Raw genomic sequence first — 21927 nt, forward strand, 5'->3', positions numbered from 1 at the left:
AACTCATCATCGTCGTGCCGGGTGAACGCCGTGGGTTGGCGAACAGCGCGTGTGGGTTCTGGTACCCAGCCCTGATACCCACTGCACCAGAACCTACGCACTAGCCTGTCCAGCGTGTTGGGATTCGCATTGCCGCAGTACGGCGGACACGTAGGCGCAGATCTCGTCCGTTTCGCGAAGGCGGTCGAAGACCTCGGCGCCGACAGCCTGTGGGTCGGGGACCGCCTCATCACGGCTGTGCAGCCCAGTGTCGGCTACGCGGGTGCCGACACCATTCCCGAACAGTTCCGCAGCGGATTGGATCCGTTCGTCGCACTGGCGGTGGCGGCCGCCGTCACCAGTCGGGTCCGGTTGGGCAGCAGCGTTTTCGTCGCGCCGTGGTATCCGCCGGTGCAGCTGGGCCGCCAGCTGACCGCCCTCGACGTGGTCAGTGGTGGGCGGCTGCTGCCCGGCTTCGGCATCGGCTGGTCACCCGAGGAGTTCCAGGCAGCGGGCGCGCCGTTTCGCCGCCGCGGGGCGCAGTTGGACGAGCTGCTCGACGTGCTGCAAGCCCTGTGGACGACGAATCCCGTTGCTCACGACGGCGAGCGCTGGTCGATCCCGCCGTCCTGGGTCGACCTCAAGCCGGTGCAACAGCCGCCGCCGATCTACCTCGCCTCGTTCACTGCGGCCGGGCTGACGCGGATCGGCGCGCGCGGCGACGGATGGCTGCCCGTCGTGAACGTGCCCGGCGGGGTGTCTGTGCAGAGGCTCGACCGGCATCGGCGCATCATCGACGACGCCGCCCGCGCGGCGGGCCGCGATCCGTCGGCCATTCACACCTACCTTCGTGTCAACGTCGCCGAAGGCACGCCGATCGAGCGGGCCGTCGAAGCGGTGCAGATGCTCGCCGCCGCCGGCTACCAAGACATGTTCGTCGACCTGCTGTACGTGGCGGCCGACGCCGACGAGCACCTGCGCTGGGCCGAACGACTGCTGGCCGCATGAGCGAGCCACTGCTGGCGTCCGTGCGGGTGCTCGATCTCGGCGGTGGGCAATCCGACGCGGTGTGCCGGCTGTTCGCCGACCTCGGCGCCGACGTGCTGAAGATCGAACCTCCGGAAGGGAGCGCTGCCCGCCACGCGCTGCCGACCGTCGCCGGGACGAGCGTGCGGTTCGCAGTGGAGAACGCGAACAAGCGCTGTGCGGTACTCGATCCCGCCGAGCCCGGCGACCACCGGCGTCTGCTCGATTTGGCGAGCACCGCCGACATCGTCGTCGACAGCGGAAACTCGGGCGGTGCCGCGCGATTCGGAACGTCGTGCGCCGAGCTGGCGCGCCGGTTCGACCATCTCGTGGCGCTGTCGATCACCGACTTCGGCACCTCCGGTCCGTACGCGACATGGCGGGCCACCGACCCGGTGCTCTATGCGCTGTCGACCGCGCTGTCACGCACCGGACCGACCTCGGGAACTCCGGTGCTGCCGCCCATCGGGCTGGCATCGGGCACGGCCGCAGTGCAGGCGGCGTGGGCGGCACTGGCCGCCTACTACCGCCGGTTACGCGACGGCACAGGCGATTACATCGACTTCTCGCGGTTCGAGGGCGTGCTTCAGGCACTCGACCCGCCGTTCGGGTCGGAGGGTCAAGCCGCAGTCGGCCTCAAGAAGACCACCGAGATCTGGCGCGGCAGGCCGCGTAACCAGAACATCTACCCGATCTTCGCCTGCAAGGACGGGCACGTGCGCGTCTGTCTGCTCTCCGCGCGCCAGTGGCGCGGAATGCGCGCCTGGGTGGGCGAACCCGAGCAGTTCGCCGATCCGAAATTCGACACGATCGCCGCGCGGTACGCGGCCTCGCGGGAACTCAACGCGCTGATCGCCGACTTCTTCGCCCCGCAGACGATGGATGCCCTGGTGGCGGAGGGACAGGTGCGGGGGGTGCCGATCGCCGCGGTACTTACACCCGCGGAGGCGTTGGCCTCCGAACATCTTCGCGTCGTGGGCGCGTTGACCGCGGCGGAATTCGCGCCGGGGGCGCAGATCGTCGCGCCCGCGGGGCCGTTCGTCGTGGACGGCCGTCATACCGAGGTGAGGTGGCTGGTCCGGTCTCGCGGGGCCGACGAACCCCGTTGGGTCGGTGAGCCATCGGCCGCTCGGCCGGAAGGGGCTGCCGTGGTGCAGCGCCCGTTCGACGGGCTGCGGATCCTCGACCTCGGCGTCATCGTCGCCGGCGGCGAACTGGGCCGGTTGTTCGCCGACCTCGGCGCCGAAGTGATCAAGATCGAGAGCGCCGCCTACCCAGACGGTTTGCGACAGACGCCGCCGGGCCAGGTGATGAGCAGGTCGTGGGTGCTGACCCACCGCAACGAGCAGAGCCTGGGCCTCGACCTGCGCACCCGCGCGGGCGCCGAACTATTCGCCCGCTTGGTTGCCGATGCCGACGCGGTGTTCGCCAACTTCAAGCCGGGAACCCTTGCCGCGCTCGGGTTTTCCTATGAGCGCCTGCGGGAGTTGAATCCCCGCATCGTGCTCGCGGAGAGCAGCGCCTTCGGCTCGACGGGCCCGTGGAGCGCGCGAATGGGTTACGGGCCGCTGGTGCGCGCAACGACGGGAATCACCTCGGTGTGGACGTCGGCCGACGGCGGGTTCTACGACGCGACGACGATCTTCCCGGACCATGTAGCGGCGCGAATCACCGCGATCGCGGCGCTGGCAGCGCTGATCCGGCGCGACCGCACCGGTGAACCCGCGCATGTACATATCTCGCAAGCCGAGGCCGCGGTGAACCAGTTGGCGACGCGTTATGTCACCGAGGCGGCACGCGCGGCACACCTGCCGTTGGTCGACGACGCTGCCGTACACGGCGTGTACCCATGCGCAGGCGACGACGAGTGGTGCGTGATCTCGCTTCGGACCGATGCCGACCGCGAAGCGTTGACCGCTCTCACCGGCGGCACCGACATCGCCGAGTGGACCCGCACTCGGGACAAGACGGCGGTGGCGCACGCGCTGCAGGAGGCGGGGATCCCCGCAGCGCCGATGAACCGCGCCGTCGATATACCTGCCGACCCGCAGGTAAGTTTCCGAAACGTGTTCGCCGCCATGGGGCACCCGCTGTTCGAGGAGTCCATGCTCAGTGAGACCGGGCCCGCGCCGTACACCAACATTCCTCACGCGGAGATGCGGCCGGCGCCGATGCCGGGGGAGCACACCCGCCAGATCTGCCGGCAGATCCTCGGCATGTCCGCCGAGGAGACCGATCGGCTCATCGCCGACGGCGTGCTCTTCGCCTACGGAGGAAGGCCGTGATGGACCCAAGGACACCGGTGTTGGCCGGTTACGGACAGCTCAACCAGCGCGACGAGAACCCCGACGTGGAGCCGATCGACCTGATGGTCGCGGCCGCGCGCGCCGCCGCCGATCCTCGGGTGCTCGAGGCCGTCGACTCGGTGCGCGTGGTCAGCCTGCTGTCCTGGCGGTATCGTGATCCGGGACTGCTTCTGGCGCAACGGATCAATGCCGACAGTGCGACCACACGCTACACCGGGGTCGGCGGTAACACACCGCAGTCACTGGTCAACGAGGCGTGCCGAGACATCCAGAGTGGCCGCGTCGACGTCGTCCTGATCGCCGGCGCGGAGACCTGGCGCACCCGAACCAGGTTGCGGGCCAAGGGCATCAAGCCCCAATGGACCCACCAGGACGAGTCGGTTCCACTGGCCGAAGGCGCCGACGAGGGGGTGCCGATGGCCGGACCCGCCGAGATCCGGATACACCTGGACCGGCCGGCCTATGTCTACCCGATGTTCGAGCAGGCTTTGCGAATCGCAGCGGGCGAGTCCAGCGAGGAGCACCGGCGCCGCATCGGCGAACTGTGGGCGCATTTCAGTGCGGTGGCCGCGAACAATCCGCACGCCTGGAGCCGAGACCCGGTGCCGGCGGAGCAGATTTGGCGCGCCGGTCCGGACAACCGGATGATCAGTTGGCCGTACCCGAAGCTGATGAACTCCAACAACATGGTCGACCAGGCGGCGGCGCTCGTCCTCACCTCGGCCGAGAAGGCGGCTCGTCTGCAGATCCCCAGGGACCGCTGGATCTTCCCGTATTCGGGCACCGACGCGCACGACACCTACGCGATCGGTGAGCGCGCAGAGTTCTACACCTCGCCGGCCATCCGCATCGCGGGTCGACGCGCCTTGCAACTGGCAGGGCTGGGCATCGACGACATCGAGCTCGTCGACCTCTACTCGTGCTTCCCGTCGGCAGTGCAGGTGGCCGCCAACGAACTCGGGCTGCCGATCGGGGATGCCGCCAGACCGCTCACGGTCACCGGTGGGCTCACCTTCGCCGGCGGGCCGTGGAACAACTACGTCACCCACTCGATCGCCACCATGGCCGAGCGGCTGACCGCCCAGCCCGGCCAACTCGGCCTGATCACCGCGAACGGCGGTTACCTGACCAAGCACAGCTTCGGGGTCTACAGCGCCGAACCGCCTGCACACGAGTTCCGTTGGGAGGACGTGCAAACGGAGGTCGATCGCGAGCCGACTCGCACCGCCCTGGTGGAATGGTCCGGGGTCGGCACGGTGGAAACCTGGACGACGCCGTTCAGCCGGGAGGGCTCGCCGGAGAAGGCGTTTCTCGCGGTGCGCACGCCCGAGGACTCGCGCACGCTGGCCGTCATCACCGATCCGGCGGAGGCGGCTGCCACGGTCGGCGATGACATCGCCGGCGCCAAGGTTCAGGTGAACGCGGACGGTACCGCCACGATGCTCTGAGTCGGCTATGGCGCGTTGGCGGGCACCTCGGTGTATTGCGGCTTGAATCCCTCGGGGGCGAAGGTGAAGCCCCGCCCGGTCGCCTCGCTCATGCATGAGACGCCGGCTTCCTGCACGTTGCAGCGAAACCCGGCGGCCGCCAGGATTCGGTTGAATCCGAGCACCTTTGCGTTCTCGAGAACGAATTCCGGCTGTTCCAGTGCGACGAACCGGGGTTGGCCGTCGCGCTCGATGACCACGGCGTTGGGCGCGGTCTGGTCGCCGTCGGCGTTGGGCACCGTGTCCGGTTCGCCGGTGATGTTCATGCTCGACTGCCAGGATGTCGCCGACTGGCAGCCGGCCTTGGCGCGCGGCACGATGGCACAGGCCCACCGTCCGCTCGGGGTGGTGAAGTGATAAACCGCCGTGCCTGCCGGGTGGGCGACGTAGTCGAAGGCGTCGACGAGGTGCCTGGTGTTCGGAATTGGGGCAGGTGCGCTGGTGGTCGACGTCGGCGGGGACGCCGCGGGCGGCTCGTCGGTGGTCACGATCCGCTCACCCGAGCAGCCCGCCGCGAGGATGGCGACGGCCGAGATCAGACATAGGACTCGCATTTCGGCTCCCAAGCGTGCCGGAACCGGATTGCGGGGCTCGACGCGGGGTGCCCTCGGCGCGTCAGCCGGTCACCATGGCGCTGAGTGTCCGCGCATTGCGCACCGCGTGACCGCCCAGATCGTTGTTGAAATACACCAGGACGCGTCTGCCTTCGCGGTCCCAGGCAATGATCCGGTCCGCCCAGCGGCGCAGCTCGTCGTCGGGATAGGAGCCCGCATACATCGAATCCTGGTCGGGGCCGTGCATCCTGATGTACACCAGCTGGCCGGTTGCCCGCGGAACGCAGCGCAGCCGCGCGCCGCTCATGATCACGTAGGCGGCTCCGTGGCGGGTCAACGTCTCGTACACCGCCGGGTCGTCCCACGACGGATGCCGCAGCTCCATCGCCACCGGGATCCGGTCGGGCATCAGTTTCAAGAAGTACTCCAGGCGGGCGTCGTCGCGCTCCAACTCCGGATGCAGTTGCACCAGCAGCGCCTCGCCGCGGTCGCCCAGCAGAGTCCAACACCGATCGAACCGCTCGACCCATGGCTCCGGCTCGCGCAGCCGCCGGTAGTGCGTCAGCCCGCGTTGGGCCTTGACCGACATCGTGAAGCCCTCGGGCAGTCGCCGGCGCCACCCGGCGAACGCGATGTCCTTCGGCCACCGGTAGAAGCTGGCGTTCAGCTCGACGGTGTCGAACTCCTCGACGTAGCGGGCCAGCCGCTTGGCCACCGGCATACCGGCGGGGTACAGCACGTCGGTCCAATGGTCATACGACCAGCCCGAGGTGCCGATCCGGATCATCTGCGCCTCATTCCCGCGCAGACACGGTGTCGCGTAGCTCGTCGTCGAGCGATACCCGGACCAGCGCCGCGGCGAGCTTTGCGTTCCTGCGCGGGGCCAGCGTCGCCAGTTCCTCGGTCCCGGTTGGCAATCCGAGCGTCTTGGCCGCCGACACGGCCCGCTTGTCGAAGTACGGCCGTACCCAGGTCCAGACGTCCTGCACCTCGCGCAGGAAGATGTCCGCGCCGGTGTCGCCGATTCCCTTGAACTGCTTGAGCGAACGCGTCAATGCCGGCAGTTTGTGGCCGCTGGCCTCGGCGAGCTTGCGCAGATCCCCGGCGTACTCGTCGATGACAACGGAGGCGATGTCGGTCAACCGGGTTGCCGAGCTTTCGTCGTACCGGACGTAGTGGGCGCGGCCGAACGCACGGATCATCGCGGCGCGATCTGCTTCGAGGGCGGCCTTGGGTGTGCGGATGCCCGCACTGAACAGTTCACGCGCGGCCGCCACGGCGATCGAGGCGTCGATCGGCTTGCTGGCCAGCATGCACAGGGTCAGCAGCTGAAAGAGGGGCATGGGTCTGTCCGCCAACCGGATACCAGCCTCGTGCGCATAAGTGGTGCCCGCATGCTTCAGCAGGTTCGCTACCACCTTCTTGCGTGCCGCGGCCTCCATCTCGGCTGACGTACCCGTGCTATTTCGGCGGCAAACTTCCGGCGCAGTCGACTCCACGGCCCACCCAGGACTGCAGCTGACGTTTGGTCCTGATCCCGTCGACCGACACGCGCAGCCAGCCACGGGTCTCTCTTCCCGCCATCACCATCGGCTCGACGTGGTCACGCGACAACAACTTCGAGGTGTCGTCGAGTGGCACACGCACCATCAGGCCCCCCTGCCCGCTGGCCGCCACCGCCATGTTGCCGTTGATCAGAAACGCCAACCCGCCGAACATCCGCTTCTCCTCGACACCACGGGTGCCGCCGAGAAGTTCTCGGATGCGGTTGGCCAGGTCCTCGTCGTAGGCCATGCGACGACGGTAGCGGCAGCCTCCGACATTTACTCGCCGCCCGCGCGGTTTTGCGCGCAGGGTCGTGATCCGTTGCGAACTACGACCCTGCGCGCGATTTCGCGTCAGGCCGCCGCCACCTGCGCCCGAGCTGGTTCCAGTGCCTGCGCGACGATGTCCGCGACATCGGTCATCGGCTTGACCTCGAGCACGTCGAGCACGTCGGCGGGAACGTCCTCCAGATCCGCCTCGTTGCGCTGCGGGATGAAAACCGTTGACAGCCCGGCCCGTTGCGCCGCCAGCAGCTTCTGCTTGACGCCGCCGATCGGCAGCACCCGGCCGTTGAGCGTGACCTCCCCGGTCATGCCGACGTCCGAGCGGACCTGTCGGCCGGTGAGCATCGACACCAGCGCGGTCACCATCGTCACGCCCGCCGACGGGCCGTCCTTCGGCACCGCTCCTGCGGGGACGTGGATGTGGATGCGCCGATCCAGCGCCCCAGGGTCGACGCCCAACTGCACGGCGTGCGAACGCACGTAGGACAGCGCGATCTGCGCCGACTCCTTCATCACGTCGCCCAGCTGGCCGGTCAGCGTCAGAGTCGCCTCACCGACCCCGTCTGATCCGTGGGCCCCGGCCTCGATGTAGAGCACATCGCCGCCGAGCCCGGTGACCGCCAGCCCGGTCGCCACCCCGGGCACCGCCGTGCGTTCGGCCGCTTCCGGCAGGAACCGCGGACGACCAAGGTAGTCAACAAGATCCGGCTCGTCGACAACGATCGGACCGGCTTCGGTGGCCAGCTTCGTCGTCACCTTGCGCAGCGCCTTGGCCAGCAACCGCTCGAACTGGCGGACCCCCGGTTCGCGGGTGTAGTCCGCGGCGATCTTGCGCAGCGCATCCTCGGACACGGTCACCTCGTCCTCGGTCAACGCGGCCCGCTCCCGCTGCCGCGGCAGCAGGAAGTCGCGGGCGATCGCCACCTTGTCGTCTTCGGTGTAGCCGTCGATCTGGACCAGTTCCATGCGGTCCAGCAGCGCCGACGGGATGTTCTCGATGACGTTGGCCGTCGCCAGGAACACCACATCGGACAGGTCGAGATCCAGGTCCAGGTAGTGGTCGCGGAACGTGTGGTTCTGCGCCGGATCCAGGACCTCGAGCAGCGCCGCCGCGGGGTCGCCGCGGAAGTCGGAGCCGACCTTGTCGATCTCGTCGAGCAGCACAACGGGATTCATCGAACCCGCGTCGCCGATCGCCCGCACGATGCGGCCGGGCAGCGCGCCGACGTAGGTGCGTCGGTGGCCACGGATCTCGGCCTCGTCCCGCACACCGCCGAGAGCGACGCGGACGAACTTGCGGCCCAGTGCGCGCGCCACGCTCTCGCCCAGCGACGTCTTGCCGACCCCGGGCGGCCCGGCCAGCACCATCACCGCACCCGATCCGCGGCCGCCCACGACCTGCAGGCCCCGCTTGGCGCGGCGTGCGCGCACGGCCAGATACTCAACGATGCGCTCCTTGACGTCGTCGAGGCCGTGGTGGTCGGCGTCCAGCACCGCCCGCGCCGCCACCAGATCCGTCGCGTCTTCGGTGCGCACGTTCCACGGCAGCTCCAGCACGGTGTCCAACCAGGTACGGATCCAGCCGCTCTCCGGGCTCTGATCGCTGGACCGCTCGAGCTTGCCGACTTCGCGCAGCGCGGCCTCGCGCACCTTCTCGGGGAGGTCGGCGGCCTCGATGCGGCTCCGGTAGTCATCGGAGGACCCGGTCCCGTCGTCATCGCCCAGTTCCTTGCGGATCGCCGCCAACTGCTGGCGCAGCAGGAATTCCTTCTGCGTCTTCTCCATGCCCTCGCGCACGTCCTCGGCGATCTTCTCGTTGACCTCGACCTCCGCGAGCTGATCACCGGTCCACTCGATCAGCGCACGCAACCGTGCGGCGACGTCCGGGGTCTCGAGCAGCTGACGCTTCTGGACCTGCGTCAGATAGGACGCATATCCGGCGGTGTCGGCCAGCGCCGAGGGATCGGAGAGCTGGTTGACAAAGTCGATGATCTGCCACGCCTCGCGCCGCTGCAGCATTGCCAGCAGAAGCTTCTTGTACTCCGCGGCGAGTTTCACGGTCTCCTCGGTCGGCTCCGGCTCGGTCACCTCAGTCACCTCGACCCACAGCGCGGCACCCGGCCCGGTGGCACCGGCGCCGATGTGCGCGCGGGCGCCGCCCCGCACGATCGCGGCGGGTCCGCCGACCGTGCGGCCCACCTGCACGATCGCGGCCAGCACACCGTAGGACGGATACCGGTCCTCGAGCCGCGGAGCGATCAGCAGCTCGCCGGCTCCATCGGATGCGGCGGCCCTGGCCGCCTCGATGGCGGCGCGCGCGGTGTCGTCGAGCTCGATCGGCACCACCATTCCGGGCAGCACGATCGACTCGCTCAGAAAGAGCACCGGCACTGTCTTGGCTTGAGCCATGAAATACCTCCAAAGTTCAGTCGAACGGACTCAACCCTGGCGGTGTCATGTTTGTTCCCGCGGGCGTTCACTCTGCGCGTACGGCGCGACACGGGACACCCGAAACGGCAGGAAGCCTGCCGTTCGGGGGAAACGGCAGGCTTCCTGTTGTGGGTGGATCTCGGCGGTGGCCCTTAGGCGCTGGCCTGCGCCCCCAGCACCCGCTGGATGTCAGGCTTCATCATCTCGAGCTGCTGACCCCAGTAACCCCAGCTGTGAGTGCCTTGTGGCGGGAAGTTGAACACGCCGTTGGTGCCGCCCGCGGCGACGTAGTTGTCCCGGAAGGTGATGTTGGTTCGCAACGTGAACCCTTCGAGGAACTGCGCAGCCATCAGGTTCTGGCCCGCGGTACCCGAGTCCAGATCCGACGGCGTACCGGTGCCGCAGTAGATCCAGATGCGGGTGTTGTTGGCCACCAACTGGCGGATGTTGACCATCGGGTCGTTGCGTTTCCACGCCGGATCCGATGACGGGCCCCACATGCTTTCGGCGTTGTACCCGCCCGCGTCTTGCATCGCCAGCCCGATCAGCATCGGCCACCATCCCTCGGAGGGATTGAGGAAGCCCGACAGCGATGCCGCGTAGATGAACTTCTGCGGGTAGTAGATCGAGTACGTCAGCGCGGTGCTGCCGGCCATCGAAATGCCCACCACGGCATTGCCGTTCTGCGACACGCCCTTGTTGGCTTCCAGCCACGCGGGCAGCTCCTGGGTCAGGAACGTCTCCCACTTGTAGGTGTAGTCCTGGCCGTTACCCCGCGACGGCTGGTACCAGTCGGTGTAGAAGCTGGACTGCCCGCCGACCGGCATGACGACCGACAACCCCGACTGGTGATACCACTCGAAGGCCGGGGTGTTGATGTCCCAGCCGTTGAAATCGTCCTGGGCGCGCAGGCCGTCGAGCAGATAAACGGCGTGCGGTCCACCGCCCTGGAACTGGATCCGGATGTTGCGGTTCATCGCCGGGGAGAACACATCCAGATACTCGACGGGCAGGCCCGGGCGGGAGAAGGCTCCCGCGGTCGCCGAACCCCCGGCGAAGCCGATCAGCCCGGGGAGCGCCGCCGCCGTGAAGGCGACCACCGCCATCCGGCGCAACAATTTTGTGCCGGTACCTCGGCACCTCTCGAAGAACTTCATAACGGCAACCAACCCACCTTTCATCGCTTCCACAAGCAATTGCCGTTGCTGTGCGTGCGTAATGAAACACGTCCTGGCAGTGGGACTGTCGGCTCGACATGCAGTTACGACGTCGCGGTTGGCTAACGATTACGACTCGGCGAGGACTCAGGAAGACACGAAGCGTGCTGTTACCTGTGTGAACAGAGGTACCTATGTGGTTCGCGGCGCTGCGTCCGACACGCCGGCCCTCAGCCGGTGCAACTGGGTGACATGCCGCGGGCCGAGCTCGCTCACAGACCTCACGCCGAGCAGCCGCATCGTGCGGTTGACCTGCTGCGACAAGATTTCGATCGCGCGGTCGACGCCGGCCTCGCCGCCGGCCATCAGGCCGTAGAGGTAGGCACGGCCCACCAGCGTGAAACGCGCCCCGAGAGCGATCGCCGCGACGATGTCGGCGCCGGACATCACTCCGGTGTCCAGCAAAATCTCCGTATCGTCGCCGAGTTCGTGCGCGACACGCGGCAGCAGGTGAAACGGCACCGGTGCGCGGTCGAGTTGGCGGCCGCCGTGGTTGGACAGCACGACGCCGTCCACGCCGAGGTCGACAACCGCCCTGGCATCGTCAAGGCTCTGAATTCCCTTGACCACCAACTTGTTCGGCCACTGCTGCTTGATCCACGTCAGGTCGTCGAAGGTCACCGTCGGGTCGAACATGGTGTCGAGATACTCGGCCACGGTGCCCGGCCATCGGTCCAACGACGCGAACGACAACGGTTCGGTGGTGAGCAGGTCGAACCACCAGCGGGGGTGGGGGACCGCGTCGAGCACGGTGCGCAGCGTGAGCGTCGGCGGAATCGACATACCGTTACGGGTGTCGCGCAGGCGCGCGCCCGCAACCGGTACGTCAACGGTCACCAGCAGCGTGTCGTAGCCCGCCGCCGCAGCCCGCTCGACCAGCGTCATCGACCGGTCCCGGTCCTTCCACATGTACAACTGAAACCAGTTGCGCCCGTGCGGGTTAGCGCTCTGACCTGTTCGATCGAGCTGGTGCCCAAGGTGGACAGCGCAAACGGGATGCCGGCACGCGCGGCGGCGCGCGCGCCCGCGATCTCGCCCTCGGTGTGCATCAGGCGGGTGAAGCCGGTCGGCGCGATGCCGAACGGCAGGCCGACGTGGCCACCGAGCACCGTCCCACTCGTGTCCACGCTGGCGACGTCACGCAGGATTGCGGGGTGAAACTCGATGTCGCGGAAGGCCTGCCGGGCACGCCCCAACGAAAGTTCGTCTTCGGCCGCGCCGTCGGCGTAGTCGAACGCCGCCCTGGGGGTCCGGCGCTTGGCGATCCGTCGCAGGTCGTCGATCGTCAGAGCGGCCGCCAGCCTGCGCTGCGTCGCGTTGCGCTGCGGCTTCTTGAACTGCAGCAGCGGCGCCAACTCACGCGGGCGCGGCACCCGACGCTTCACGATGATGCACCTTTGACGTGCTCCCCGCCATGAATGGCGGGGATTCCCGTGCGGCTAGGCCGCGGTTGGGGTGCTTCCTGCTTCATCGCCCCGTGCCTCCCGAGTGGTGGGAGGACTTACAGAGGCTCCACAGGCGTTTAGTCTCTCTGCCCGCCCGGCAGCGAGAATGTTCTTGGCGGCGTTGTGGTCGCGATCGTGGACCGCCCCGCAGTGCGGGCACGTCCACGACCGGATCTGCAGTGGCAGTTCGTCGATCACATACCCACATCGGGGTGTTGAACAGGTTTTGCTCGACGGCAACCACCGCGACACGGTGTGCACGGTGCGCCGGTAGCGGTCGGCTTTCTCGCCGATGATCCGCACGAACTGACCCCACCCGACATCGCTGATCGCTCGTGCCAGACGACGGTTTTGGACCATCCCGGAGATGTTGAGGTCTTCGACGTGGATCACTTGGTTGTCGCGAACTAACGCCAGAGCCTGCTTGTGGTGATAGTCCCGTCGAGCACGGGCAACCTCGTTGTGCGCGGCGGCCACGTTGCGCCGCGACTTGTCCCTGTTGGCTGATCCTTTCTGCCGGCGGGACTTCTCCCGCTCCAACCGCGCCAGTTTGCGCAGCTTGCGACCCAAATGCTTCGGATTGGTGATCTCTGACCGCCCACCGTCGCTGGTGGCGACTGTCGCCAGCCGAGCGATCCCCACATCCACGCCGGCCTCTCGGTCCACCACCGGCAGAGGTAGGGACGCAACGTCGACGACGAAGCTGGCCTAGAAATGCCCATCCGGTTCCCGGATGATCGTTACGCTCGACGGTGCAGACGGCAGCTCGCGTGACCAGCGCACCCGCACTTCGCCGACCTTGGCCAGGAATAACCGGCCGTTGGGTTTGAGACTGAAACCGTTGCGGGTGAGCCGAAACGACTGGCGGTGATCCTTGCGGGATTTGAACCGTGGACGACCAACCCGCCGGCCCGGACGTTTCCGAGTGTGTGAGTCGAAGAAGTTGCGCCAGGCACGCCGGGAATCGTTAACCGACTGCACCAGCGCCACGCTGGGTACCTCACACAGCCAGGCCCGCTCGCTGGTTCTCTTCGCCGCGGTGATCACCCGGCGCTGAATCTCGCTGTCGGAGAGCTTCACCCCGGCCCGGTACGCCTCGTCGCGGACCCGCAGCGCATCGTTGAACACCACCCGGGCGCATCCGAACACCCGCGCCAGCATCGCCTGCTGGGCCGGTGTCGGTTCAATGCGGTACCGGTAGCGCATCTGCATTCCCCGACTGTAAGGCGCATCTATGACAACCCACACCTATCGTCGTGGCCGCCACAGCGTGTCGCTGTTGCACGCCCATCTGGTGTTCGTGACCAAATACCGCCGGAAGGTGTTCACCAACGCCATGCTCACCTACTGCGAGCGCATCATGCGCGGGATCTGCGCGGACCTGGACGTCGAGTTGGTCGAGTTCAACGGAGAAGCTGACCATGTGCACCTGCTGGTCGCCTACCCACACACGTTGGCGATCTCCACGCTGGTCCAGCGACTCAAAGGCCGCACCGCCCACGCCGTGCGCCGCGAGTACACCGGCGCATGTGTTCGTGCCCGCATGCGCGGACACCTCTGGTCGCCGTCCTACTTCGCTGTCTCCTGCGGAGGCGCACCCTTAATCGATCACCAAGCAATACATCGACGGACAAGCCCGACCACTCTGACCGCCGGGCTACGCCCGACGACGATCGGGATGGGCTCACCCCGCCATAAATGGCCAGGCTTGCGCCCAAGACATCGGTCATTGAATCGCACAGAGTAGCTTGCCAGACTTGCCGATGAGATGGCTGACGACAAATCGGTACCTGCGGGCGATCCGTTCGACCTGCAGCGCTTCGTCGACGCTCAGCGGCCCGTGTACGAAACCGTGCTGGCCGAACTGCGCGCCGGCCGCAAACGCAGCCACTGGATCTGGTTCGTGTTTCCGCAACTGCGCGGCCTCGGCAGGAGCGCGATCGCGGAGCGGTACGGGATCTCCTCGCTCGCCGAGGCGCGGGCCTACCTTGCTCACGATGTGCTGGGGCCGCGGCTGCGCGAGTGCACGCAGCTGGTCGCCCGCAGCGGGCGGGCGTCTGCCGACGAGTTGTTCGGCTGGCCGGACAACCTCAAGGTGCGGTCGTCGATGACGCTGTTTCGCCAAGCCACCGACGACCCCGACGCCGCAGCCATGTTCGATCGGGTGTTGACGAAGTATTACAACGGCGAACCGGACCCGCTCACCATCCAACGGCTCAGCGCGGAGCGATGATCAGCCAGCCGTGCGGCCCGACGTCGGTCGTCACGACGACATCCGCCGGCGGCGCACCCGACCCCGCGAGGATCTCACCCCGGTCGAATCCGAGCTCGGGCAACGAGATCGGCAGCGCCTCGTCGTCGATGTTGAGCGCGACGATCAGCGCCTCGGAGCTGACGCGGGTCTGGTAGACGTACTGGCGGTTGGTCAACAGCAGCGCCGAGGTGCGGGCCGTGTGCAGCCACGGATGGCGTCGGCGCAGCCCGATCAGGTACCGGTGCAGCCGCAGTACATCCTCGCCGTGTTCGTCGGCACCGACCGCGGTGGCGCCGAACTCCGGTCGCACGGCGTCGTCACCCCCGTACCTCTCCTCTTTGACTCCGCGGTAGGCGAACTCGTCACCGGCGTAGACACTCGGCGTACCGCCGGTCGTCATCTGCAGCACCAACGCGTGCTCGAGGTGACGGATGTCGTCCAGCCGGCTGGCGATCCGGGTGACGTCGTGGTTGCCGACGAACGTCGTGGGCACGAATGTGTCGAGAAACTCGTTGTGGCGCAACAGCGCCCAGTCGAGCTCGTGAAAGTTGCCGTCGTTGAGGCTGCTCCAGACGGCCTTCCACAGCTCGTACTGCGTTACCGAGTCGAAACCCGACGCGCGCACCCGCTCCGCGTAGTCGCCGTGGATGATCTCGGCGAGGAAGTACGCGTCGGGGAACTGTTCGCGGACCCGCGGTAGCACCTGCGCCCAGAACCGGTCCGCGACGGCGTATGCGGCGTCGAGGCGCCAGCCGTCGGCACCGCGGCGCAACCAGTGGGTCATCACGTCGACGACGTAGTCCACCACCGCAGGGTTTTCGTGATCCAGCGCGATGAGATCGCCGTGACCCTCGAACGTGTCGAGAGCTCCATTGCGCCGTCGAAACCACGACGTGTTGGTGAAATCGGTTCCGACATGGTTGAACACACCGTCGAGCAGCACCCGCAGGCCGCGGCGGCGCGCCTCGCCGACGAGCGCGTCGAAATCCTCGTCGTCACCGAGTCGCGGGTCGATGCGGAAGTGGTCGGTGGTGTCGTAGCCGTGGCTGCTCGAGGAGAACACCGGTCCGAGTGCGAGTCCCGACGCGCCGAGCGCGATCGCGTGGTCCAGCCAATCGATGATGCGGCGCAGCCGGTGCTCCTCGGGCCCGGGCGGCGGGTCGACGGGATAAGCCCCGACGAAACCGAGCGGGTAGATGTGCCACCAGATGACGTGTTCGACCCAGCCCGGTTCGGCCACCGCACCGCGCGAAGACACGTTCATGGCCGGAACTTCGCCTCGTAGAGAGTCTTCATCGTGTCGCTGAACTGCGCGGCCGGCCCGTCGACCACGACTCCGGGGGCCACCGTCGTGATCGCCAGCGGCGCAACGGGTGACGCCGGCGCCCCCCATTCGGTCAGCCATCCGGTCAGCTGCGCCGACGACGTGGCGTACACGATGCGTCCGAGACCGACCCAGGCGTGGCCCGCCGCGCACATCGGGCAGTGCTCGCCGGAGGTGTACACGGTTGCGTCGGCCCGCTGCTCGGGGGTCAGGTTGGCCACCGCCCAGCGGACGATCGCGAACTCCGGGTGCCGGGTCTGGTCGCCGTCCTTGACGCGATTGCGATCCTCGAACAAGGTCCGGCCAGCCCTGTCGACCAGCAGTGAGCCGAACGGTTCATCGCCTTCTTCGAGCGCCTCTCGCGCCAGCTCCACGCAGCGGCCGAGGCGGGCGAGATCGTCGTCGCTGATGGCCATCCGCCGAAGTCTACGGACCGGCCGCAGCAGGAACTATCGGGCGGGCGTGCTTCGTTGTCGGCCCATGCCGACCGTCACGACGCCGTTGCCGACCCTCGCCGAACAAGCCGAGACACTGATCCGGCTCGGTGTGCACGACCTTGCCCGGCTGCCCGCCGGCCGCCTGCGCGAGATGTGCGCGCGGCCGGCGGATCGGCGGGCGCTGCTGGCTGTGCACCCGGACCTGGTGCCCGCATCCGCGTTGGCCCCGCTCGTGCGCTGCAACGGCAAGCCCGGCTTCGTGGTCTCGGACATGGTCGACGTCGACGACTTCACGCCGATCCCGTCGGTGCTGCTGCCGGACGCCCCGCTGTATGTGGTGCGCGAGCCGGATCGGGGCGACGCGATGGCGAACTGGAGTCCCGACGAAGCGCTTCCGGCCATCGTGGGCGCCGGGCGCTCACCGTTGACGCTGACCGAGGGCCTGCACTGGCTGCTGCACCGTCCGGACACGCTGCAACGCAACGGCTGCTTCATGACCATCGGATCGCGGCGACCCAAACCGTCGGGTGCGCTGGATGCCAGGACGCCCGCCGTGTGGATCAGCAACGGCACCGGTCGCGACGGCGCCGCCAACCGTGACGCACCGAAGGCCGGCTGGTGCTGGGCCGGCAACCGGCACACCTGGTTGGGGTTCGCCTCAACCGGCGGGCGTGAGGCGCTGGGCCAGGAACTCATTCGGCCGAGGCGGACTCGCGGATAGCGGCGATCCCGGACAGGCTACGGGTGATCGACGCGATCTCGGCGACCAGTACCCGGGCGGCGCCATCCTCGCCGGTGAGCCCGGCCGCCCGGTCGCGCACCTGCTGGTTGGCGGCCGTCAACGCCGCGAGGTCGACGGTCCAGGGTGTCCCGGGGTTCGGCGGTGCGCCACGCAGGGCGTCGACGAAATCGTCGACGGCGGCGATGAATTCGGGGGTCAGCGACGTGGGCGGACGACTCGGCAGGCTGTCCTCCAGCGCGGTGCACGAGATGGTTACGGCGTTCACCGCGGTGCGGTACGAGCGCAACCACCGGCGTAGCTCGCGGGACTCCATCCGGGTGGCGCCCGAGGCGGCTTCGAACCCGGCACGGGCGCGGAACGCGCGTTGCCACGCCGAGGACACGGCGTCGGCCGGATGGTCGAGTTGATGAACGTAAGCGCGAATGACCGTTGCGGCATAGTCGATCTCGGTCTTGAGCAGCTCGCCGGCCCGGTGATGCAGCCGGGTCAGCGCGTGATCGGGCAGCGCGACATGCGCCACCACCGCGAGGCCACCACCGATGACAACCGAGAACAGACGGTCCTCGAGCGTCGCACCCGAAGTGGCGGTGTCGATCTCGAGGAGGAACACGGCGGCCGCCGCGACGGTCGCACTGGTGGCGATGTACCCCGTCCTGGTCGCGGCGTATGTCGATGCCAGGCAGAGCGTGGCCAGCACGGCGGCGAGCAGTCCCGTCGGGTGCACCAGCAGTACGACCAGTGAGGCAATCAGGATTCCGCTCGTTATGCCCCCCAGTCGCCCGACGCACCGCGTGTAGGTGTGAGCGGTCTCGGGCCGCAACACCATCAACACGGTGAGCAGGATCCAGTAGCCGTACGCAACCGGTGCGAACCGGTCGGCGGCCGCCCCGATCGCGATGGCCGCGGACAACCGGATGGCGTGCCGCAGAATCGGCGACGTCAGCGTCATGTGTGCCCGCACGGCGGCAAGGGCTGCGCGCAGCGGGTTGACCAGATCGGGCCGGTACAGATCGGGGAAGCGCAGTTCCGCGGCTTCGTGCAACTGTTGGGAAAGTCGTTTGGCGGCAGCATCGTCGGGGGCGTCGAGCGCCGCTATCGCGGTGTCCAAGCGGACCAGGGCGTGCTCGGCGTCGCGCCTCGCGGTGCGGCTGTGGTCGGCGATCGCGTCCAGCACCTCGGCTGCGGCCGCGAGCAGCCGGGATACCTCTTCGCGCGTTTCGTCAGGTGCACCGCGCAGCGCGCGCAATGTCGCCATGATCCGTTCGGGCACCCGGTGCCCGCCGCGGTAGGCCTCGGGATGACGGCCGGCTTGAGTGTCGACGAACGCATCGCGCAACGACGGCATCAGTACCGCGGTGGCGGGCGTCTCAGCGTCCTGCGCGCCCTCACGCGCAGAGGTGCCCAGTGCTCGATAGGCCTCGGTCAACGCGTCACGTTGAGTGCGCCACCGCTGCGGCGGCCAGACGGCGATCAACGCCGCCTGCACCGCCGCAGCGGCCATCGTCAGGATGGTCGGGACCAGCACCGACCCCGCCGACGGCGCCAGTGGCGGCGCGATCGCGAGCAGCGCACCGGCCGCGGCGGCGACCAGACCCGCCTTGGCCCCTACCGCCCACTGCAGCCCGGCGGCGAAGCACCACAGTGCGAGCACGGCGACGAACACGACGTCGAACGAGGACGCCAGCGATCCGAGGAAAACCGCGGCCCCCATTTCCACGGCCACGACGAGCACCCGGGTGATCCGCCCGCCGGGGCTGTCCTGCAGTCCGATGGCCCCGGCGACCGCCGCCGCGCTCGCGGCCCACACCGCGGTCGCGCCCGAGTCCCACAGCAGCGCGATGGCGGCCACTGCCAGCACCGCGAGCAGGCTCCTCGCTGCCGCCCCGATGTCGGGCATGGTCGGCCGGAGGGCGTCGATGATCCGGCTGCCGGTGCTCACCCATTCATTCTGACGCCTCCGCGGGTTCTCTTGGCTGCAGCACACGCGCGCCGGATCGGTGGCGTAGCCGGGCCGATTCCGTGCGTCGCGCAATGCCCCGCACCTTCCAGCGCGTCAAATATCGTGTGGCACAGCGCAAAGCTTCCGGCGCCCCGTCGAATCCGGCCCCGGATCCGATTCCCCTGCGAGCATGCGGGTGCGCGGATAAAGTCAGCTGACGTCGCACCAGAAGCACCGAGCGCACCCGCGATTGCCGTCCGACGGCCGGCCGCGGCAACGAAGGGATTCGTCATGAGCACGGCGGCCGAGCGAGCAGCTCAACTCGATCTGGTGGCCCGGTTGAAATCGGCCTATCCCGAACTGCCGGACGCGCCCACCCCGGATCTCCTTGATCACCACCGGATCACCGCATACCTCAAACCCGTCCATGATGTCGGCGGCGAACCGGATGCGCCGATGAAGTACGAGAACAAGCAGTACGAACTCTGGGAGCACATGACGTATGTGATCTGCGAGGTCCTCGCCTGGCGCGGCATCTGGCTCTCGGAGGAACGCCGACGGATCGGCAACGTCGATGTGGGCCGGGCTGAATACCTGGGCCTGCCGTACTACGGCCGCTGGCTCTTGGCCGTCGCGCGGGTGCTGGTCGAAAAGCATCACATCGGGCTGACCGAGTTGAGCGAGCGGATGGCAGAGGTCAAGGCACGCTACGAGGGCGGCCTGGCCGGAAAGACGCTGGAAGCGAAGCCGAAGTTCGAGGGGGACGGGTCGCAGGTCAAGCGCAACGCCCATCACAAGCATGCGGTGGGCAAGGGCGATCCGCAGGTCTATGCCGGGCAGGCCGGCGAGCCGAAATTCAAGGTCGGCGACGCGGTCGTCGTGCGCGAGCTGCCGGTGATCTTCTACACCCGCACTCCGGAGTACGTGCGCGGCGCCAGAGGCGAGATCGCGACAGTTGCTTACGAGAGCCCGGCGGCCGAGGACGAGACCTGGGACCGCCCGGCCAAACCGGAATGGTTCTACGTCGTGCGGTTCACCATGTCGGAGCTGTGGCACGGCTACACCGGCACCGGCGACGACGTCATACAGACCGAGATCCCCGAGCATTGGCTGGAGGCCGCCGCATGACCGGTCACGACCACGACCACGACCGCACCGTCGCACCGATGGTCGACGAGATCACCGACTTCGAGGTCCTCGAGATCGCGTTACGCGAACTGTGCATCGAGAAGGGCATCTTCACCGCCGAGGAGCATCGGCGCTTCACCGAGTTCGCCGAACAGATCGGGCCGACTCCGGCGGCGACCCTGGTGGCCCGGGCGTGGCTAGATCCCGAATTCAAGAAACTCGCCCTTGCCGAACCCATGACCGCCAGCAAGGAGGTCGGCGTCGACTGGATGGAACCGACCGGATTCGGAACACCCAGCGACTTCACCGCGTTCGAGATCCTCGCCGACACCCCGACACTGCACAACGTGATCGTCTGCGCGCTGTGCTCCTGCTACCCGCGCCCCATCCTGGGCAACTCACCCGAGTGGTACCGCACGCCGAACTACCGCAGGCGCATGGTCCGCTGGCCGCGCCAGGTGCTGGCGGAGTTCGGCCTTTATCTGCCCGACGAGATCGCCATCCGGGTACAGGATTCCAATCAGAAGCACCGGTTCATGGTGATGCCCATGCGCCCCGAGGGCACCGAGGACTGGACCGAGGAACAACTCGCCGAAATCGTCACGCGCGACTGCTTGATCGGCGTCGCGCTGCCGAAAGCGGGGGTGACCACCAACGTCATCACCGACACCCGCCCGGCCGTTCATCCCGTACCGAAAGCATGAGCGGCACAACGGATTCGGCGGGCGTCGAGCGGTCGGCGATCGCACCTCTGGAAGAGATCGTCGAGCGCAACCAGGTGTGGTCCCGGATGGCCGCAAAGTACGGGGTGGAGAACCCGGTGCCGCCGTGGAAGACCAGCCTGGACGGTATGTGCGACGCGCTCGACCGCGCCGCCTGCGACGACGACATCCCGGATTTCAAGCAGCGCCGCGACGAGGAGGACGTGCTGTCGGCGACGCGCTACTCGAACCTGCCTTATCCGGAGAACCAGTTGGTGTCACTGGCCCACTCGCTGGTGGTGCGCGGCATCATCGGCGAAGCCGAACTGCGGCAACGCCTCGCCGCGATCCGCCGGCGGCTGGAAGCCTGAGCGCCGCTCGGCGTCGAGTTCGCCTCGTGGAAAAGGTCATCATCACGCTCAGAGCGACGGACGCCGACGAGGCGTGGTGCGAGCGGATTCTGGGATCCGTCGTGCCCGACCTGCTCGACCTCGATGTTCCGGGGTTGACCGTCAACGTGCGCGACGATCCGGTGCGGGACTCGTTGATGACGCTGACGACGCTGGACCCGCCGGTGGTCGGGTTCGTCAGCCTGTGGACGCAGCAGTATTACGGCGACCAGGTGACCGCTGCGGTCGCCCGGCTGAGGAAGGAGGCCGACGCGGTCGCGGCCTACCTCGTCACCGAATCGGTTCCGCTCGCCCCGCCGGAAACCCGTCCGGGGCAACGCACCGAAGGTCTGGCCAACGTCGCGTTGCTGCGCAGACCGGCCGAGCTCGACGAGGCGACCTGGCTGACGCGCTGGCACGTCGACCACACACCGGTGGCCATCGAGACGCAGTCGACGTTCGGCTACACGCAGAACGCTGTGGTCCGCCCGTTGACACCCGCGGCACCGGCCATCGCAGCGATCGTCGAGGAGCTGTTTCCCGCAGCGGCGACCTCCGATTTGCACGCGTTCTTCGGTGCGGACGACGACGACGAGTTGCGCAGCCGGATGGACCGCATGGTGGCCAGCACCGAGGCGTTCGGCGCGAACCGCGACGTCGACACGGTGCCGACCAGTCGTTATGTCTATCGAACTCCGTTCGCCACCAACACTTCCCGGCGATAGGCAGGCCAGCGGTGA

The 21927-nt window shown here is 67.9% G+C and carries 20 protein-coding genes and 2 pseudogenes; 10 read left to right on the forward strand and 12 right to left on the reverse strand.

Annotated features, from left to right (window positions below; all coding sequences use genetic code 11):
- Nucleotides 1–114 precede the first annotated feature (114 nt).
- The 3 genes from AU188_RS23395 to AU188_RS23405 are packed head-to-tail and all read left to right on the forward strand — an operon-like array spanning nucleotide 115 to nucleotide 4759.
- Nucleotides 115–987, forward strand: coding sequence for a TIGR03619 family F420-dependent LLM class oxidoreductase (locus AU188_RS23395; protein WP_059165854.1), 873 nt, complete (start codon nucleotides 115–117; stop codon nucleotides 985–987).
- Nucleotides 984–3290, forward strand: a complete 2307-nt coding sequence (locus AU188_RS23400) for a CoA transferase (protein WP_059165855.1) — start codon at nucleotides 984–986, stop codon at nucleotides 3288–3290. Before AU188_RS23395 ends, AU188_RS23400 begins: the two co-directional genes overlap by 4 nt.
- Nucleotides 3290–4759, forward strand: a complete 1470-nt coding sequence (locus tag AU188_RS23405; protein ID WP_059165856.1) for an acetyl-CoA acetyltransferase — start codon at nucleotides 3290–3292, stop codon at nucleotides 4757–4759. The genes AU188_RS23400 and AU188_RS23405 overlap by 1 nt, the downstream gene beginning before the upstream one ends.
- A 5-nt stretch (nucleotides 4760–4764) precedes the next feature.
- On the opposite strand, the gene AU188_RS23410 is transcribed toward AU188_RS23405, so the two are convergent.
- The 9 genes and pseudogenes from AU188_RS23410 to AU188_RS25895 all read right to left on the reverse strand — a co-directional run bounded on the left by AU188_RS23410 (nucleotide 4765) and on the right by AU188_RS25895 (nucleotide 13485).
- Complete coding sequence (locus AU188_RS23410; protein WP_059165857.1) at nucleotides 4765–5352, reverse strand: hypothetical protein; 588 nt, start codon at nucleotides 5350–5352, stop codon at nucleotides 4765–4767.
- A gap of 61 nt (nucleotides 5353–5413) precedes the next feature.
- A complete protein-coding gene (locus AU188_RS23415) occupies nucleotides 5414–6139 on the reverse strand; it encodes a DUF72 domain-containing protein (protein WP_059165858.1) in 726 nt (241 codons plus the stop codon).
- Nucleotides 6140–6146: 7 nt separating this feature from the next.
- Nucleotides 6147–6794: a hypothetical protein gene (locus AU188_RS23420; protein ID WP_059165859.1), complete on the reverse strand. Its 648-nt coding sequence runs from the start codon at nucleotides 6792–6794 to the stop codon at nucleotides 6147–6149.
- A gap of 19 nt (nucleotides 6795–6813) precedes the next feature.
- Nucleotides 6814–7146 carry a TfoX/Sxy family protein gene (locus tag AU188_RS23425; protein WP_059165860.1) on the reverse strand — a complete coding sequence of 111 codons (333 nt, stop codon included), beginning with the start codon at nucleotides 7144–7146 and terminating at the stop codon, nucleotides 6814–6816.
- Nucleotides 7147–7250: 104 nt separating this feature from the next.
- On the reverse strand, nucleotides 7251–9590 hold the full coding sequence (lon, locus tag AU188_RS23430) for an endopeptidase La (protein WP_059165861.1): 2340 nt from the start codon (nucleotides 9588–9590) through the stop codon (nucleotides 7251–7253).
- Between the two features lie 173 nt (nucleotides 9591–9763).
- A complete protein-coding gene (locus AU188_RS23435; protein ID WP_059098514.1) occupies nucleotides 9764–10768 on the reverse strand; it encodes an esterase family protein in 1005 nt (334 codons plus the stop codon).
- 192 nt (nucleotides 10769–10960) lie between these two features.
- A pseudogene (locus AU188_RS23440) lies at nucleotides 10961–12219 on the reverse strand (alpha-hydroxy acid oxidase).
- Between the two features lie 48 nt (nucleotides 12220–12267).
- Nucleotides 12268–12921 (reverse strand): RNA-guided endonuclease TnpB family protein, encoded by a 654-nt coding sequence (locus AU188_RS25890; RefSeq protein ID WP_502687635.1) that lies wholly within the window; start codon nucleotides 12919–12921, stop codon nucleotides 12268–12270.
- A gap of 60 nt (nucleotides 12922–12981) precedes the next feature.
- Entirely contained in the window at nucleotides 12982–13485 is a 504-nt protein-coding gene (locus tag AU188_RS25895) for an RNA-guided endonuclease InsQ/TnpB family protein (protein ID WP_286137646.1), read from the reverse strand.
- A gap of 22 nt (nucleotides 13486–13507) precedes the next feature.
- Here AU188_RS25895 and tnpA point away from each other — a divergent pair.
- Together tnpA and AU188_RS23455 are read left to right on the forward strand one after the other, a co-directional pair.
- Nucleotides 13508–13922 (forward strand): annotated as a pseudogene (tnpA, locus tag AU188_RS23450) (IS200/IS605 family transposase).
- 119 nt (nucleotides 13923–14041) lie between these two features.
- Nucleotides 14042–14506, forward strand: coding sequence for a DUF1810 domain-containing protein (locus tag AU188_RS23455; protein ID WP_059165862.1), 465 nt, complete (start codon nucleotides 14042–14044; stop codon nucleotides 14504–14506).
- On the opposite strand, the gene AU188_RS23460 is transcribed toward AU188_RS23455, so the two are convergent.
- Both AU188_RS23460 and AU188_RS23465 read right to left on the reverse strand, forming a co-directional pair.
- On the reverse strand, nucleotides 14490–15767 hold the full coding sequence (locus AU188_RS23460) for an alpha-amylase family protein (protein ID WP_059165940.1): 1278 nt from the start codon (nucleotides 15765–15767) through the stop codon (nucleotides 14490–14492). The genes AU188_RS23455 and AU188_RS23460 overlap by 17 nt on opposite strands.
- Nucleotides 15768–15787: 20 nt before the next feature.
- The gene (locus AU188_RS23465) at nucleotides 15788–16267 is read right to left on the reverse strand and encodes a nucleoside deaminase (protein ID WP_059165863.1); all 480 of its coding nucleotides are present in this window, start codon (nucleotides 16265–16267) and stop codon (nucleotides 15788–15790) included.
- A 64-nt stretch (nucleotides 16268–16331) separates the two neighbouring features.
- On the opposite strand from AU188_RS23465, the gene AU188_RS23470 reads away from it, so the two are divergent.
- Nucleotides 16332–17009 (forward strand): DUF5701 family protein, encoded by a 678-nt coding sequence (locus tag AU188_RS23470; RefSeq protein WP_059165864.1) that lies wholly within the window; start codon nucleotides 16332–16334, stop codon nucleotides 17007–17009.
- Here AU188_RS23470 and AU188_RS23475 read toward each other — a convergent pair.
- Nucleotides 16981–18969, reverse strand: a complete 1989-nt coding sequence (locus AU188_RS23475; protein WP_286137647.1) for an FUSC family protein — start codon at nucleotides 18967–18969, stop codon at nucleotides 16981–16983. The genes AU188_RS23470 and AU188_RS23475 overlap by 29 nt on opposite strands.
- 291 nt (nucleotides 18970–19260) lie before the next feature.
- Here AU188_RS23475 and AU188_RS23480 point away from each other — a divergent pair, with 291 nt between their 5' ends.
- The 4 genes from AU188_RS23480 to AU188_RS23495 are packed head-to-tail and all read left to right on the forward strand — an operon-like array spanning nucleotide 19261 to nucleotide 21912.
- A complete protein-coding gene (locus AU188_RS23480) occupies nucleotides 19261–20097 on the forward strand; it encodes an SH3-like domain-containing protein (RefSeq protein ID WP_059165865.1) in 837 nt (278 codons plus the stop codon).
- A complete protein-coding gene (scnC, locus tag AU188_RS23485; RefSeq protein WP_059165866.1) occupies nucleotides 20094–20801 on the forward strand; it encodes a thiocyanate hydrolase subunit gamma in 708 nt (235 codons plus the stop codon). Before AU188_RS23480 ends, scnC begins: the two co-directional genes overlap by 4 nt.
- Nucleotides 20798–21169: a hypothetical protein gene (locus AU188_RS23490; protein WP_059165867.1), complete on the forward strand. Its 372-nt coding sequence runs from the start codon at nucleotides 20798–20800 to the stop codon at nucleotides 21167–21169. Before scnC ends, AU188_RS23490 begins: the two co-directional genes overlap by 4 nt.
- Nucleotides 21170–21195: 26 nt before the next feature.
- Nucleotides 21196–21912, forward strand: coding sequence for an EthD domain-containing protein (locus AU188_RS23495; protein WP_059165868.1), 717 nt, complete (start codon nucleotides 21196–21198; stop codon nucleotides 21910–21912).
- The last annotated feature ends 15 nt before the right edge of the window (nucleotides 21913–21927 follow it).

Origin of the sequence: Mycobacterium sp. IS-3022, from assembly GCF_001500065.1 — a bacterium.
In the GTDB taxonomy this organism is placed as follows: Bacteria; Actinomycetota; Actinomycetes; order Mycobacteriales; family Mycobacteriaceae; genus Mycobacterium.